The organism is Pseudoalteromonas sp. SWN29 (assembly GCF_015864465.1).
In the GTDB taxonomy this organism is placed as follows: Bacteria; Pseudomonadota; Gammaproteobacteria; order Enterobacterales; family Alteromonadaceae; genus Pseudoalteromonas.
The window spans coordinates 1-17107 of sequence record NZ_JADYXE010000034.1; the positions used below are offsets into that span (position 1 = coordinate 1).

The 17107-nt window shown below is 38.8% G+C and carries 9 protein-coding genes; all 9 read right to left on the bottom strand.

Annotation, left to right across the window (positions count from 1 at the left end):
* Nucleotides 1-247 precede the first annotated feature (247 nt).
* On the bottom strand, nucleotides 248-778 hold the full coding sequence (locus I6F53_RS13490) for a cell division protein ZapC domain-containing protein (protein WP_197239884.1): 531 nt from the start codon (nucleotides 776-778) through the stop codon (nucleotides 248-250).
* Between the two features lie 120 nt (nucleotides 779-898).
* Entirely contained in the window at nucleotides 899-1909 is a 1011-nt protein-coding gene (gene pyrD / locus I6F53_RS13495) for a quinone-dependent dihydroorotate dehydrogenase (protein ID WP_197239885.1), read from the bottom strand.
* A gap of 120 nt (nucleotides 1910-2029) precedes the next feature.
* Nucleotides 2030-6871 (bottom strand): NAD-glutamate dehydrogenase, encoded by a 4842-nt coding sequence (locus tag I6F53_RS13500; RefSeq protein ID WP_197178137.1) that lies wholly within the window; start codon nucleotides 6869-6871, stop codon nucleotides 2030-2032.
* A gap of 208 nt (nucleotides 6872-7079) precedes the next feature.
* On the bottom strand, nucleotides 7080-9401 hold the full coding sequence (locus tag I6F53_RS13505) for an efflux RND transporter permease subunit (protein WP_166419647.1): 2322 nt from the start codon (nucleotides 9399-9401) through the stop codon (nucleotides 7080-7082).
* Nucleotides 9401-10396, bottom strand: coding sequence for a WD40/YVTN/BNR-like repeat-containing protein (locus I6F53_RS13510; protein ID WP_165740267.1), 996 nt, complete (start codon nucleotides 10394-10396; stop codon nucleotides 9401-9403). The genes I6F53_RS13505 and I6F53_RS13510 overlap by 1 nt, the downstream gene beginning before the upstream one ends.
* A 132-nt stretch (nucleotides 10397-10528) precedes the next feature.
* Entirely contained in the window at nucleotides 10529-11893 is a 1365-nt protein-coding gene (locus I6F53_RS13515) for a DUF1329 domain-containing protein (protein ID WP_166419648.1), read from the bottom strand.
* Between the two features lie 13 nt (nucleotides 11894-11906).
* On the bottom strand, nucleotides 11907-14006 hold the full coding sequence (locus I6F53_RS13520; RefSeq protein ID WP_197239886.1) for a DUF1302 domain-containing protein: 2100 nt from the start codon (nucleotides 14004-14006) through the stop codon (nucleotides 11907-11909).
* A gap of 251 nt (nucleotides 14007-14257) precedes the next feature.
* The gene (locus I6F53_RS13525) at nucleotides 14258-14479 is read right to left on the bottom strand and encodes a DUF2835 family protein (protein ID WP_149592249.1); all 222 of its coding nucleotides are present in this window, start codon (nucleotides 14477-14479) and stop codon (nucleotides 14258-14260) included.
* Nucleotides 14480-17074, bottom strand: coding sequence for an aminopeptidase N (gene pepN, locus I6F53_RS13530; RefSeq protein ID WP_197239887.1), 2595 nt, complete (start codon nucleotides 17072-17074; stop codon nucleotides 14480-14482).
* Nucleotides 17075-17107 lie beyond the last annotated feature (33 nt).

Here is a 17107-nt window from a genome sequence, read left to right on the forward strand (position 1 = left end):
TGGGGTAGAGCCAAATTTTTAAGGCTGCACTTAAAATTTTTCTTAAGTACCTACCTATGACATGGATGTAGGTAAGGGGCGTGAGCAGGACGCGGAAGCTTTGCTCGGTTTTTACTTATTCTTACATGGATGTAAGCCAGTAGAATAACGCAGGAGCAGTTATCGAGCCCACTAGGTTACAAATCTCGCGCCGCGATTAAATAGCCCCTAGTTTGAACAAATTTTAATCCGCAAAGATCAGCAGACCCTAGGCAGTTTGACTTTGGTATTGCTGATTTAGGATGGGGTGTACTCGATTATTCAAAATACGGATTACTTCAAATTGCGCTAAAGATAAGTTTTCGTCTAATTTAAAGGTTTCGCTTAAATTTAAACAAATAGATGCATCAGGGCAATGCTCTACAATTAAAAAATCACCCGATTGCGCTTTAGACGTTAATTTAACTATCGCTTCTACACTTGGCTCTGTACCAGTGTATTCTTTAAAAAACCAACTTTTAGCTAGTACAGGTTTTAAGTGGTACTTAACGGCGGTTGCATTTAATGATATTTGACAAATTTGAGCTGCTGACCACAATTCAAAACCATCTAAATAATTATAAACTTGTTCGTAAAATGCAGCATCTTCAAGGCTAAAACGTGGATTTTTAAAAACAGAATCGGTAACTTGTCTTAATTTATAAGGCGTGCATAATTGCATGTCGTCATTTAAATCAAGTAACAAACGATTTTTATCAGGACAAGCAATCCACTGCCATTGCTTTGATGCTTGTAACATTTGCTCCTCCTTGGGAATGTTTAATAATTATTATTGTTTAGAGTATAACCGCTTTTGACCATTTATAAAACGTTTACTTAGAACATTTATTGAACGATCAAAAGCTTAGATAACTGATCCTTATAAGCCGTTAACGATCGACTTTACCAATTGTGGACCTTTGTAGATGAACCCAGTATAAACCTGGACTAAATTTGCGCCTGCATCTAACTTTTCTTTTGCAGATGTAGCATCGTCAACACCACCGACTCCAATGATTGGTAACTTACCTTGTGTTAAGCGCTTTAACTCACTTACTATCTCTGTAGAGCGCATTCTAACAGGGTGACCTGATAAACCGCCCGCCTCTTCTGCATATTGCTGCCCGATGACTGCGGCTCGTTCAAGCGTTGTGTTTGTGGCAATTACACCATCAATTTTATTATTTAAAAGTGACTCACTTACTTGCTGTATTTGTATTTGATCTAGATCCGGTGCAATTTTTACCAGCATTGGAACCTGTTTGTTATGCTTTGCAATTAAATCTAACTGTTCATTTTTAAGACTTTGTAGTAAATCATCAAGCGCTGCACCGTACTGTAAATCACGAAGCCCAGGTGTATTTGGCGATGAAATATTTACTGTAATGTATGAGGCGTGCTCAAATACTTTACGCATACAGTGAATGTAATCATCTTTACCTTGCTCATTCGGCGTATCTTTGTTTTTACCTATATTAATACCCAGTACACCGCTATATTTAGCTGCTTTTACATTTTCAATTAAGTTATCAACGCCTTTGTTATTAAAACCCATACGGTTAATAATTGCGTTTGACTCTGGCAGCCTAAAAATACGTGGCTTGTCATTACCTATTTGAGGACGTGGCGTCACTGTACCTACTTCGATAAAACCAAATCCCATTTGGCTAAAAGCATCAATACATTCTGCATTTTTATCAAGGCCAGCAGCAAGCCCTACAGGATTTTTAAATTCAAGGCCCAAAAAGTTTACGGGTTTATCTGAAACATTTTGTGACCAAGCTAAATTTAGAGGCGTATTAGCAAAACGACGAAGATTATTAAGTGCAAACTCATGCGCCCACTCCGCATCACGGGTAAACATAAAACGGCGAGCTAAATCATAAAACATCAATATAATCCTCTTTTTAAATTCCAGACAAAAAAATACCTCAGACAAGGCTGAGGTATTGTATAACAATTTTAACAATCAGTTATTTATTTACTAAACAAATAGCTGATTAAAGCTAAATTATTTTCCTGATGTATCACAGTTATGACTTAGTAGCATTAGTTCACGCAGTGCAACCGAGAACTTAGCAAAGTCATGGCTTTGTGATGTTTTGAACTCAGCCAACATTTGTTTCCAACGTTGAAGTAATAAATCTTGGCTATCCATCCACTCATCTATTTGACTATCAACATCGCTTTCATCACCTTCAAAGCTATTTAATACAACTTCAGATAATGTACGTTGTTGCCAATCAAGCTCTTCACGATAAGATGAACGAGCAAGCGCTTGCCAATGATTTGCGACTGGTTGCTTTGTAATTTGCTCTAAGAACCAATGTAGACCCATTCTTGCGCCTAGTTTAAAGTAAGTATTCGATACCATCGAAATACTCTTACCTGAACTATTAGCAACTTCAGCTAAATCCATCACAGAAAACAAGCTTGATAAAGAAACAATGCGCTTAGCTATATCTGCTGGAACGCCGGCATCAATTAACTTATTAGCTTCAATTACAATGCGGTCATTCTCTTTTTCAATCATGTACGTATTTAAGTTATCGCTTAAATCTTTAAATGTTGGAGCAAAGAATTCGATTCCTTGTTCAATCGTTTGTGCCTTATTACGATGACGTAAGAACCAACGCGTTGTACGGCGAACAGTGCGACGAAGTTGGTAAAGCATTTCAGTTTGAACCGCTGCTGGTATTTTATTATCTAGTGCACTGATAGAAGACCATGTATCACGCATTTCAAATATTTCGCTAGCAATTGAGTAACACATTGCAATTTCAGCTTCATTAGCACCGGTTTCTTCATGCATACGTACCATGAAGTTTAAACCCATATCGTTAACGATACTGTTAGCGAGTTTAGTTGCAATAATTTCTTTACGAAGCGGATGATTATCCATCGCATCGTTAAACTTCTCACGTAGTGGACGCGGGAATGACTTAACAAGCAACTGACGGTAATAAGGGTTTTCAGTAATTTCATCACTTACTAACGACTCTTTTAATACCATTTTTGCGTATGACACTAGCACTGAAAGCTCAGGGCGAGTTAAATCTTTACCCGCTGCTGCACGTTCTGCTAATTCTTCATCGCTTGGAATGAACTCGATAGCACGGTTTAACTTGCCATCTTTTTCAAGCGCATGAATAAAGCGAATCTTTTCTTTTAGTGTTGAAGTACCTTTAGACTGCGTAATTGAAATAGTATGCGTTTGACGGTAACAGTCTTTTAATACTAATTCAGATACTTCGTCAGTCATTGAATAAAGTAGCTCGTCACGTTGTTTACGCGTTAAGTCACCTTCAGCAACCAAGCCATTAAGTAAAATCTTAATGTTAACTTCGTTATCTGAACAGGCAACACCCCCTACGTTATCAATAAAGTCAGTATTTACACGACCGCCTTTAGCTGCAAATTCAACACGACCTAATTGAGTTGCGCCTAAGTTACCGCCTTCACCAATTATTTTAGCGCCCAAGTCTCTACCGTTGATACGTAGTGCATCGTTTGCACGATCCCCTACATCTGCATCAGTTTCTTTAGAGTTTTTAATGTATGTACCAATACCGCCATTCCACAGTAAATCAAACTCCATCATTAATGAGGCTTTCATTAACTCATTTGGAGTCATAGTTGCTTTTTTAGTGCCCAACATTTTTTTCATTTCAGGGCTAAGCGTAATTGATTTTGCAGCACGAGAGAAAACACCACCACCGGCAGAAATTAACTCTTTGTTGTAATCTTCCCAAGATGAACGCGGCATATTAAATAAACGTTCACGCTCTGGGTAAGATGTAGCAGCATCAGGGTTAGGATCAACAAAAATGTGCATATGGTTAAAGGCAACTTGTAAACGAATATGCTTAGATAACAGCATACCATTACCAAATACATCACCCGCCATATCGCCAATTGCCACAACTGTAAAGTCGGTAGTTTGACAATCGATATCCATTTCACGGAAATGACGTTTTACTGACTCCCATGCGCCTTTAGCCGTTATACCCATTTTCTTATGGTCGTAGCCCACTGAGCCACCAGATGCAAATGCATCACCTAACCAGAAGTTATATTCGTTTGCAATACCATTAGCAATATCAGAGAACGTTGCAGTACCTTTGTCGGCGGCAACTACTAGGTATGCATCATCTTCATCGTGACGAACAACATCGCGCGCTGGCACTACTTCACCACGCTCAATATTATCTGTTATATCTAGAAGACCACGGATAAAGATTTTGTAACACTCTTGGCCTTCTTTAATAAACGCTTCGCGCTCACTAGGTAGTTGTTTACATACAAAGCCACCTTTAGAACCAACAGGTACAATTACTGTATTTTTAACTTGTTGCGCTTTAACTAAGCCAAGTACTTCAGTACGGAAATCCTCACGACGGTCAGACCAACGCAGACCACCACGCGCGACTTTACCGTAACGTAAATGCACACCTTCTACGCGAGGAGAATAAACAAAAATCTCAAACGCTGGAAGAGGAAGCGGTACATCCGGAATTAAGCTAGGTTGTATTTTAAATGATACATACGACTTAAACTGACCTGCATCATCTTTTTGGAAATAGTTAGTACGCAGCGTTGCAACAATCATATCTACGTATAAACGTATAATGCGGTCATCATCAAGGTTTGCTACATTTTCAAGTTCTAAGTAAATTTGCGTGCTTAGCTTCTCAAGTGTCTTAGCACTTGCTGGGCTCTTAACTGAGAACTTTTTAGCAAATAAGTTAACAATTTGCGCAGCAATATTTGGGTAGTTAGCAAATGTGCTCTCAATGTAAGTCTGAGAGAACGTAACACCAATTTGGCGCATATACTTAGCATAAGCACGTAAAATAGAGGCTTCACGGCCAGTTAAGCCACCCATTAACACTAAACGGTTAAAACCATCATTTTCAAGGCGATTGCCCCAAACATTGGTTAATGCAGCGCGAAAACGTGCTGAAATCTTATCAAAGTCTGCCATCCCTTTGCTGTCAATAAGCATAGAGAAGTCCATTATCCAATTAATACGCCCATCGCTTGTTTTAACTGAATATGGCGTTTCACCAACAACACGCAGACCAAAGTTTTCAAGCATTGGCATAACGTCAGATAAGTGAATTGGCTCGTCTTTATGGAATAAGCTTAATCGTACAATATTGCTATTAGCTTCTTCTTGCGGACGGTAGAAAAGCATTTCCAGCTTGTTTTCATCGCTAAGTAATTCTAACTTTTCGATATCAACAACCGCAGCACTTGGCAGTACTTCATCTTTGTATGAGCGTGCAAACGCATTACAATATTTACGATTTAAATCGTTACCACGTGCTTCGCCCGCTGACTCTAAAAGTGCAGACTGAAGTTTATCTTCCCACGTGCGCGCAGCTTCTACTAAATTGTTTTCGATGTCTTTCACGTTATATTCGATCTTGTTGTCGGTCACACGAACGGTGTAATGTGTACGCGCCAGTGTTGACTCAGAGAAATAAGTAGTAAATTCGACTTTATCGTCAGAATTAAATGCATTAGCTAATATATCTTGCGTTTCACGGCGCAGGGCTGTGTTGTAACGCTCGCGAGGTACATAAACCATGCAAGATAAAAAGCGACCATACGCATCTTTACGTACAAACAAGCGACACATATCGCGCTCTTGTACTTGTAAAACACCCATAGCAACTTCAAGTAGCTCACTTTCGCGCGCTTGAACAAGCTCATCACGTGGGTAGGTTTCTAAAATGTTTAAAACAGCTTTGTAAGCGTGCGTGCCTTTAGCAAAATCACACATTTCCATAATGCGATTAATTTTACTTTTTAATACGGGTACATCAGTAGCGCTGTTATTGTAAAAGCTTGATGAGAACAAACCAATAAAGCGGTCTTCTCCAATTACATTACCTTCATCGTCGAAACGCTTAATACCTACATAATCAATGTAAGCTGGGCGGTGAACGCGAGAAACAGAGTTAGTTTTAGTTAAGATCAATAAGTTGCTACTACGTGCTTCTTGGCGAGCAACTTCTGGTAATTCTGATAATAATCGTGTGTGTTCTTCAGTAGAGTTTTTCATCAAGCCAAGGCTTGATTCCATTTTACCTTTTAATTGGTAATCACCTTGAACTGGGCTTAGTTCATATTCACGGTAACCCATTAGGGTAAAGTTATCTTTAGCTAACCAATCTAAAAACTCTGTTGTTTCTGACACTTCTTCTTTTGTTTTATTATGATGACGCTTAGGTAACTCTTTGGTCACTGCCATCAATTTTTTACGGATTGGTTGCCAATCATCAACAGCAACTGACACATCAACAAGAACCGATTCTAACTCTTTTTTGAAAGACTCAATCACAGAAGAATCTGTCTGACGGTCGATTTCAATAAAGAATACTGTTTTAGTAGATGAAGATTCTTGCTCTGCTTTTAAATTTGATAATCCAGAAATTTTAGCGTTTGTATCGCGCTTAATTTTTAATGGGCAATGAAGTAATAAGTGAGAGGCGATATTTTCACGAGTCATGGCCATACGAACAGAATCAACTAAAAACGGCATGTCTTTAGTAATAATTTCTACAATTGTATGCGATGACTGCCAGCCATCTTTTGCCACTTCAGGGTTGAAAACGCGGATAACAGCGTCGTCGGTAGTATTTTTTTCTAGTGCGTTCCAAAGGCTTAATGCTGCGCCATATAGGTCACTATCGTTGCGATTTGCCAAATCCTCTTTAGACATGTTGCTGTACAAGGCTTTGGCGAATTTCTCAACGAGTAACACATTATCAGCGCGAACTTTTTTCTGGATCAGCTTACAGACATTATCTAGGATAACCGAGGCTTGGCCTTCATTTCGTGTCATTGTATGTTCCTTAATCTATTACTGCTCAGGAGCAGAAATTTGTACAGCTATTCATTAGCGTGGAGTCAATCAAATTCTAACCCTTTTGCAGCTAATAAACAGCCTTTTCGATGAAAACATTTTAAGCATTTCAGCTATTTGGTCATCTATTCACAAATTGTAGATATAAATGGCCTTTACAGGCCATTTAGGAGCAAAATTATTCACATTATTTTTTCTGGTCAGTCCAGAGAAGGCTACCAATAGCGGGTAATAACAATACCGCACCTAACATATTTACTAAAAACATGAAGGTTAGCAATATACCCATATCAACTTGGAATTTAAGATCTGAGAATATCCACGTACTCACACCAATAGCTAATGTAATCCCTGTAAACAATACAGCACTACCACGCTCAACAAGTGCATTACGATAAGCAATACTCAGTGGTACGTTTTGCTTAAGCTGCCCCATCATTGACGACAGTATATAAATACCATAATCAACACCAATACCAACACCTAACGCAATTACAGGCAGTGTAGAAACGGTTAAGCCTATTTCTAATTGAACCATAAGTGCTTGTGCAAGTGTTGATACAATATAAAGCGGCAATACTACGGCTATTGTTGCTTTTACGCTTCTAAAGCTCATTAGGCATAAAATAATAACGGCACCATAAACGTAAAGCATCATTGGTATTTGCGCCTCTGCAACCGACTCATTAGTCGCTGCCATTACACCAACAGGGCCAGACGCTAATTTAAATGCTAATTTATCAGTGCCCTCTTCTTTAGCAAATTGCTTAACACTTTTAATCACAGTATCGATAGTTTGTGCTTTGTGATCATCTAAAAATATAATCACAGGCATAACCGAACAATCCCCGTTAAGTAGGCCTGTACTCGTTTCTACTCGAGATGTTGACTGTACTAAGCTTGCTGAATTTCGTGGCAAACTCTGCCATTTCAGATTGCCTTCGTTGTACCCTGCGTTAACCGATTGAGCTACAGAACTCAAACTAACAGCAGACTGCACACCGGTCACATTTTCTACTTTATATTGGAAACGGCTAATCCTCTGCATCACATCATGTTCAGTACATGCTGCAGGATATGCCTCGACTATTACCTTTAAGATATCTGACGAGATAGTGTACTTGTCTGATATTAAAAATGTATCTTGATTATAACGCGCATCTTGATGCAGAGATGGCGCGCCTGCGTGTAAGTCGCCTATACGCATTTTATCTGCTTGCCAGTAACCTAGTGCAAATAAAACAAGGGTAAAACCAATAATCATTTTAGCGATTTTAGGATCTGTCGCTTTTACAAGAAGGTCTCTAATTTTATCAAGCATGTTAGGCTTTGCAGCGTCGCCAGATTGAATATGTACACTATTTTCAAAGTTCATGTACGATGCCCAAACTGGCAGTAAAATTAAATTAGTAAATATAATGACGGCTACACCTAAACTCGCTGTAATAGCAAGTTCGCGGATAATACCAATATCAATAGTAAGTAATGTTAAAAAGCCGACAGTGTCTGAAAGTAGTGCAATACCACCGGGTATTAATAGAGCCCTAAAACTTGACTGACAACAGATACGAGTACTTTTTCCTTCACCTACTTTTTTACCAATCGCATTTATCATCTGCACACCATGGCTTACACCAATCGCAAATACTAAAAACGGCACCAAAATAGACATAGGGTCAAGGCCAAAGCCTAAACTTGAAAGCAGGCCAAGTTGCCAAACAACTGCAATAATAGAACAGGCAATAGGTAAAATGGTTAACTTCAAACTACCACAAAATAGCCAAACCATAATAAATGTAAAGGCGATAGCAATGGCAAAAAATACAACCACGCCTTTTGCGCCTTCAGCTATATCACCTGCCATTTTTGCAAAACCAATAATATGAATACTTACTTTATCTGTACTTAAAGGTTCTCTTAAATCACTTTCTAGCTTTTGTGCAAAAGCTAAAGTGTCTAATTTTTGTTGAGTTTGAGGATCAGTTTCTAAAAGCTGGGCCGTTACCATTGCACACGAGTAATCGCTGGCAATCATACGTCCTACCACTTTTGCTTTTTCGATGTTTTCTTTTACAACACCTAAACCACGCGTATCCGCTTTAAAGTTAGCAGGAATAATTGGACCGCCTGCAAAGCCATCCTCGACTACTTCAACAAAACGAGCGCTGGGTGAAAATATAGAGTTAACTAATGGACGATTTACGCCAGGAATAAAATAAAGCTGATCGTGAACCGCTTTTAATTGAGTAAAGAACTCTGGATTAAATATATTGCCGCTGTCATCACACACTGAAATCAAAATACTGTTTGCACCACCAAACTGTTTTTCATGCTTAGTGTATACTTTCATATAGTCGTGATTTAACGGGATGTTTTTATTAAACGAGGCATCTAATTGAATTTGAGTTGCTTTGAATACCAGTAAACAGCTTATAAGCGCAAAACTTATAAGCATAATTAGGCGATGTCTAAAAATCGCCTTTTCAATAAAATCGAGTAACTTATGCATTAAGGGGTTAACTCCTTCACTTTAATGCCATCTTCTGTCGCCATGATTAGTTTGTTATTTAAAATCACGCCATCTAAAATTGCTTTACCATCGGCTAACTGCTCATGGGTGAGTAACCCATCTTGAAGATGAAAAATAACGCCACTATTGGCGAGCATGAGCCATTGTTTGTTATTGTAATTAATGATGTTGTTGATCGTCGCAGTTTTTACATTTTCGAAATGCTGCCACTCTTGTTCGCCATTTTGCTTTGCAAAAACATTACCTCGAAGCCCTGCTACAATTTCTTGCGTGCTATCAGAGGCAACTGCAAAGAATGATCCAGGATAAATTTCCTCAATCCTTTGCCAAGTTTCGCCATCATCAATGCTTCTGGCCATTAAACCCATTTCACCAACCAACATTAATCCGTTATCTGTTTTTTCGATTCGATTAAAGTGCGGTAAAATTGAAGCTGTTTCTGCTTCATACCCTTCGGGATCGTTTTCTTTTAAATCGTTTAAGTAATCTCTGTCATCACTAAACAGTAACGAATCTAAAAAGCGCTTTTGCCAATGTTTACCACCGTCGGTGGTTTGATAAAACATACCATAGGCGCCCACTGCAAAACCTTTTAAATCATCTTCAAATAGGATATCAAGGCAGGGTTTATCTAGTTCTGGTTTAACTTGTTGTAACTGCCAATTAATACCACCATCGGTAGTATTGATAATGGTGGCATCGTGTCCACATGCCCAGCCATTATTTTCATCGCTAAAGTCAACAGCTGTTAATAGCACTTGAGTCGGTACAAGTTCAGCTTGTTGCCATTTATTACCAGTGTCACTTTTAATAACGGTACCATGCTTGCCTACTGCAATTAGCCCGTTACCTGTGTTTGTTATATCAGTAAGTAGGGTTTTATCTGCTTTAATTGCACTGATTGCATTTTCAGGGACATCCTGAGCAACACTCGCACCACTTATGATCAGGCTGGCATATACTAAATACTTCATAAATTTTAATCGCCTTGAACGAGAGAATTGTTTGTCTTTATATACTGAGGAAAGCGTTGCGCGATTTGGTATAAGACAAACGCGATGTGAAAGGAAAAGGCACTTAACATACGTTAAGTGCCTAACTTCTAACTATCTACCTGCGCGACGTAATGCGCTTGACGTAAATTCGTTATCGTTAAACGATTGTGAAAAATCGTACATTTTTTCTTGGTTATCTAAACCAATTGCTAAATAACGACGTGAATTCAAATCATGATAAACTTCAAGCGTACTCCACTGAGTAGGTACTTCGTAGTAGTTAAGGCCATAAGCCATTGCTACACGGTAAAGTTGGTCGCGGTTATCATAAATATCCGTAACCTGTACTTGCCAGCTATCTTCGTCAATGTAAAACACACGTTTTTTATAGATATGGCGTGTATCGTCTTTTAAGTTAGCTTCAACAACCCAAACACGGTGTTTTTCGTAGCGTGTATGTTCTGGGTTTATGTGGCCAGGCATTAAAATGTCATCGTACTCTAATTTATCACTATGAAGTTTATAGCTGTTGTAAGGTATATATAACTCTTGCTTACCTTTTAGTGTCCAGTTGTAACGATTTGGCGAGCCATTAAACATGTCAAAGTCATCAGTAGTACGTAAGCTATCTGCTGCTGTTCCTGGTGCATCATATGCAACATTAGGTGCACGACGAACACGACGTTGTCCCGAGTTGTAAGTCCATGCTTGGCGTGGCGTTAATATTTGGTCCATCGTTTCATGAACAAGCAGGGCTGTACCGGCTAAACGTGCAGGCTCTGTAACACTTTGTTTAAACTTAAACAAAATGTTTGAGTCTTGCAGCTCTGCGGGTGTTGCACTCGGATCTGAATATTTAACTAATAGCTGTTCATCAAAGCCAACATAGTTATAAGAGCCTGACGCTGTTGGAGCTGCTTGACCACCAAAACGTTCAATAGACTGCCCACGGTAACGTAATAAGTGATTCCAAATTGCCTCTAAACCCGTTTTAGGAATAGGGAAAGGAATACCAATTGCCGTATTTTTAATACCATTTCCGCCTTCAACTAATTCAGCTGTTGGTGCAAACTTTTTAGTTGCGTCATAAACAAACTGAGGATAAGACGCTGAGCGACGTGTTTCATACACTGGCATTTTAAATGTATCTGGGTATGCTTCAAATAACGCAATTTGACCCGGACTTAAATTGGCTTTGTACTTTTCGATATTACTTTTATCAATAGTGAAAAGCACTTTGTCAGTGGTATATGGGTCAAGGTGATGCATACCCGGTTCATAACCTGCTGGTGCAGATGTAATGCCATTATTCCACGCAGGAATAGAGCCATCAGCATTCGCTGCTTTTTCAGCGCCTAATGGCGTTAAATTTTGACCTAATTGAGCAACTTCATCAGCGCTTAATTTAGCTAAAGCTGCGCTGCTTGCAAACAAGCTACAAAAAGCAGTAGCAATGAGGGTAGGTTTTATAATCATAGTAATGTTACCCCTAAATAGAATATTTTAAGTTAAAAGAAACGTAATCGCGGTCTGAGAAAGTATTAATATCGCCGCCGCCCCAAAACGAGTTGTAGCTCACGTCAAGTGACCACGCATTTTGGTAGTTAAAGTTCATGGTCGCACCTAAAGATTTACGGTCTTCAATAAATAAGAACATAGGATCTGGTGTATTACCATTTACGTCATGAGAAAATACAAAACGAGGAGAGAAGTTAATACCATCGTAAAGGTCATAATAATCACCTTTAGCAATTAAGCGGTATCCCCAAGAAGATGCAGTAGCAAATGATTTTTCTTCAGCGCCGTTTGATAAACCAAGTTGCAATGTTGAGTAATCAGTAGTGCCTGGGCCCGTAATTGTGCCACTTCGACCAGTACCGGATACATTCAAACGCATTTCGTCATATTCTGGCATGTTATGAATTTTTACAGCACCCACTTCACCAACAACAGCCCAACTATCAGCCCCTAATGAAGGGCCAAATAAATGAGTAGCCGTAAATTGAATTTGTGATGTATCACGTTCAATATAGCCCTTGGCAACTTCACCCGCACCAACAGAGCTTATAGCATCGCCAAAACTCATTTGCGAAATACCCGCAAAATCAGGACGAATACCGGCAAGCGCTAACTGCTCTGGCATAGCTGTATAAAGTAACTCTACGTCATCAATTTGCAGAGGCTCGTCTTGACGAAAAGCAAATTCACCCGCAAAAGCTGTTTCACCAATAGTGGTGTTAAAGCTTAAACCGTATAGTTTAATATCTTCAGGATAGTCGTTTTCAGCTTTAGAAAAAGCAGTTAAATCAGCCACATTATCAGAGGTAATCTCTGTAGTCATAATCATTGCTAAATCTTGAGCTATAGCAGCCTGAGAAAAGTTTGATACGCGACCAGAGATAAGCGGACGACGACTGTGGTAGTTTACGTGGTATAACGCAATTTCAGTATCATTAAACTCAGGTAAAAACACCCCTAAGCGAAGACCGTACTGACCGCCATCTTCAGGTTCTGTTTTACCATTATCCCCTTTACCTTTAAGCGCGACCTTAGTTGGATATGCAAGGTACATTTGAGCTAATAAAGCACTCCCTTCGGCACTTGAAGGATCAATTCCTTGAGAAGCTGCTGCTAGTGCAAAGTCAGATTTTAAGTTATTTAAACTATCCGTTAAAAAAGCAACATCAATATCAGGATTAGACGTAAAGCCTAACTGAACATTCTGCTGATAACCATTTTCTGCTGCAAAGTCATTAGTAGAAAAATACGTGCCGGCTGCTGGTAAACGCGTTTCTTGCCATTGGTATTGGTAGAAACCCTCAAGCGTGATGTTTTCAGTAATACCAAGCGATGCCCAAAGCATACCAACAGGTATAAATGCTTCTTTAAGCTCAGCGCCTGGCGCTTTCAATCGGTCAATATCAACTGGGTTTACGTTAATACCATGAGATATAAGCGTACTTTCCCCCCAGTTAACTACTTGCTGACCTAAACGAACAGATAAAGGATTATTTCCGTCGTTTAAATCAAAATCGGCCCATACAAACGCATCTAGTAAACGTATGTCGGCACAACTTTGTGCTTTAGTGTCTTTATCATCACACGGATCAACACCCTGCCCAGATGTAGGATTTGAATAAGCGTGATAGCCATCCATTAATGCAAAGTCATAAAAATACATAAAGCGAGTGAACAAACCGTAGTTATCTTTATTTATTGAAAGGTCGTGTGTTCCCTTCAATAGTTTTGAGAATGAGTCACCACTGTCAAAATTTAAATTACCCGCATCACCATTGTTTGAGTAAGAGCCCGGTTGTGCCCATACATCTTGTGATGAGTAAATAGTGTTACTTAGCGCAGGGTTGTAACCTGTCCAGTCAAAAGCTGGATTATTACTTTTACCAATTAAGCTAAAGTCTCTATCTTCTACACGGACACTTTGCCCATATGAAAAGGTTGAATCGAAGGTAATATCAAAACCCCCAGCTTCAAATGTTACAGCTTGAGTACTGGCTGCAGATAAACCTAAACTAGCGGCTGCTAAACCTATAGCGATTTTATTTTTAACAAAAAGCGATCTTCTTATCATTTTGGTTCCCCCCTGTCGCGGGTCATTTTGTGTGATCAAGTTATTGTTTTTAGTGTAATCATAACGATAGAAGCGAATCTGAAAAATTACAAATACTCGCTAAAATCAGTCATATATTTTTATTCTGGTTGACGCTTACGTATTGGTAAGACGTCGTACCAGATAATTTATACACGTAATTTAACAATAGGACAAATTGAAATTAACAAAAATACAATATTTTTATGTATATATAACATAAAAACCGAGTGTCAGGCCACTCGTTCTAGGCGGATAAACTTGTTTTCGGGGGTTAATAAGAGTCTAAAACGACCACGTACACCCAAGCTCGAAATGAAGGGCCTTAAATATGTAGCGGTAAAACGAATCGTTTTACCGCCATCCTCTACAACTTGTAATGAGCTAAAACGACCATGGTAGTAATCCATGCATTCGTTATAGCTCAATCTTAGGGTAAAATAATACTCAATCATTTATGCGAGCGCTTTTTCAACCTTTTCATACAAGTCAGCACTTAGGCCATCTAAATTGGCTAAGCGTTGTAATTGCAGTTTCATTGCTTGTGAGCGTACATCATCGTAACGCTTCCACGACATAAATGGTGTCAGCATACGCGATGCATTTTGTGGATTAATTGCATTAAGTTTTATTAGTAAATCACCTAATAACGCATAACCTTGGGCATCAGACCGATGAAATTGCGCTGTATTAAAATGGCTAAAACTTCCTACAAGTGCACGTACACGATTAGGATTTGAAAAATCAAAACACGGGTGTTCGTAAAGTGCTTTAATATCATCTATAGCATTACTGCCTGATTGCATCGCTTGCAGTGCAAACCATTTATCCATCACTAAAACATCATGACGCCACTGACTATCAAAATGACTCAAAAGCTCGTCTCTAATAGGGTGTGAAGCTTTTACCACAGCGCTTAGGGCACCAAGTAAATTAGTCATATTAGTCGAGCTTGCGGCTTCCTTAATAAAGGTTACAGCTTCTGGCTTTTGTGTTTTAGCTAGATAATGTAAGCATATTTGTTTCAAGGCACGGTTTGCAACTGCGCTTGCACTTATACTCCCATCATCTTCAAGAGATTCGTAACAACTAAGCAGCTCATCAGCAAGTTCATCAGCAATTTGTTGCTCAAACTTTTCTGTTATTTTGATAATTTCATCAACAGGTATTACATCAAATTCAGCAGCTAACGTGTCAAAACTTGGTAATTTAAACAGCTCTGCAATTAAAGCTAAATCGCCCTCTTTAGTGTTTATAAGTATACGTAGCGCATTTATAATTTCGCTGCTTAATACACTATTCGTTGCATCGGTGATTTGTGCTTTAACGGCTTTAATAAATAGTTGCTGTTGTGCATCCCAACGTGAAAAATCACTGCGCGCAAAACGCATAATGTGTAATAGTTCTGGCTCTGTTGTTTGCTGATTTAAAATACAAGGCGCAGAAAAATCTTCGAGTAAAACAGCAACTGGTTTCTCTACTATATTATCAAAGGTAAATGTTTGAGTCGTGTTTGTTACATCAAGCACATGATCTAGCTTTTTACCTTTATATTGCAGAGCAATACTTTTTCCATGGGCATCAAGTAATTCAATAGCAAATGGAATATGAAGTGGTTTATTATCTGGCTGATTAGCCGGTGCTGTTTGATCTATTGTCAAAGTGTATGTATTAGAGCTGCTATCAAAGTTTTGAACCGCATTTAAACGCGGTGTACCTGATTGGCTGTACCATTGCTTAAATTGCCCTAAATTAACGCCTGATGCATCGCTCATCGCACTTACAAAGTCATCACATGTAACTGCTTGCCCATCGTGGCGCTCAAAATAAAGAGTCATGCCTTTTTGAAAGTTAGTTTCACCCAATAATGTGTGCATCATACGGATAACTTCAGCACCTTTATCGTATACAGTGACAGTATAAAAGTTATTCATTTCAATAACTTTCTCAGGACGAATTGGATGAGCCATAGGGCCTGCATCTTCACTAAACTGATGTGTACGCATTACTTTAACCGCATCAATACGGTTAAGTGCACGAGAACCTAAATCACTACTAAACTCTTGGTCTCTAAATACAGTTAAACCTTCTTTTAGCGATAACTGAAACCAATCTCTGCAAGTAACTCGATTACCAGTCCAGTTATGAAAGTACTCATGACCTACAATAGATTCAATCGTATGATAGTCTTTGTCTGTCGCTGTCTCTTGATTGGCTAATACGCATTTACTGTTAAATACATTCAGCCCTTTATTTTCCATCGCACCCATGTTGAAAAAATCAACGGCTACAATCATATAAATATCAAGGTCATACTCTAAATTAAAACGTTCTTCATCCCACTGCATTGCTTTTTTAAGTGAAGCAATAGCATGGGGTGTTTTAGATAAATTACCTTTATCAACAAACAATGCTAACTCTACATCTCTGCCGCTTTTAGTTGTGTAGGTATCTTTTAAAACATCAAAATCGCCTGCTACAAGTGCGAACAAATAACTTGGCTTTTTGAATGGGTCTTGCCATTTCACAAAATGACGACCATCTTGTGTTTCACCGCTATCAACTTGATTACCGTTAGAAAGTAATTGCGGGTATTTTTTATCTGCAATAACAGTTACATCAAATGTGGCTAGTACATCGGGGCGGTCCATATAATAGGTTATTTTTCTAAAACCCTGCGCTTCACACTGCGTGCAGTACGCCCCGCCTGATAAATACAAACCTTCTAGAGAGGTATTCGTCTCAGGTGATATCTCAGTAACAATGCTTAATTGGCAATTATCTGGCAGATTATTAATTATTAGTTGCTCACCAATAATTTCATAATCAGTTATATCGACCGTATCAACAGATAAAGACAGTAAACGTAAGTCAATGCCATCAAGTACTAAAGGTGTTTTTTTATCACCAACACGCGTAAGTGTTAGCAAAGAGCTTACTTTGGTTGATAATGGCTGTAAGTCAAAAGTTAGCTCTGTGTGGTCAATTAGGAAGTCTGGGGCTTTATAGTCTTTAAGGTATTGTGCTTGAGGTTTGCTTGATTCAGTCATAGATACTCCAAAATAGCGCCTTTAAAGTTAAAA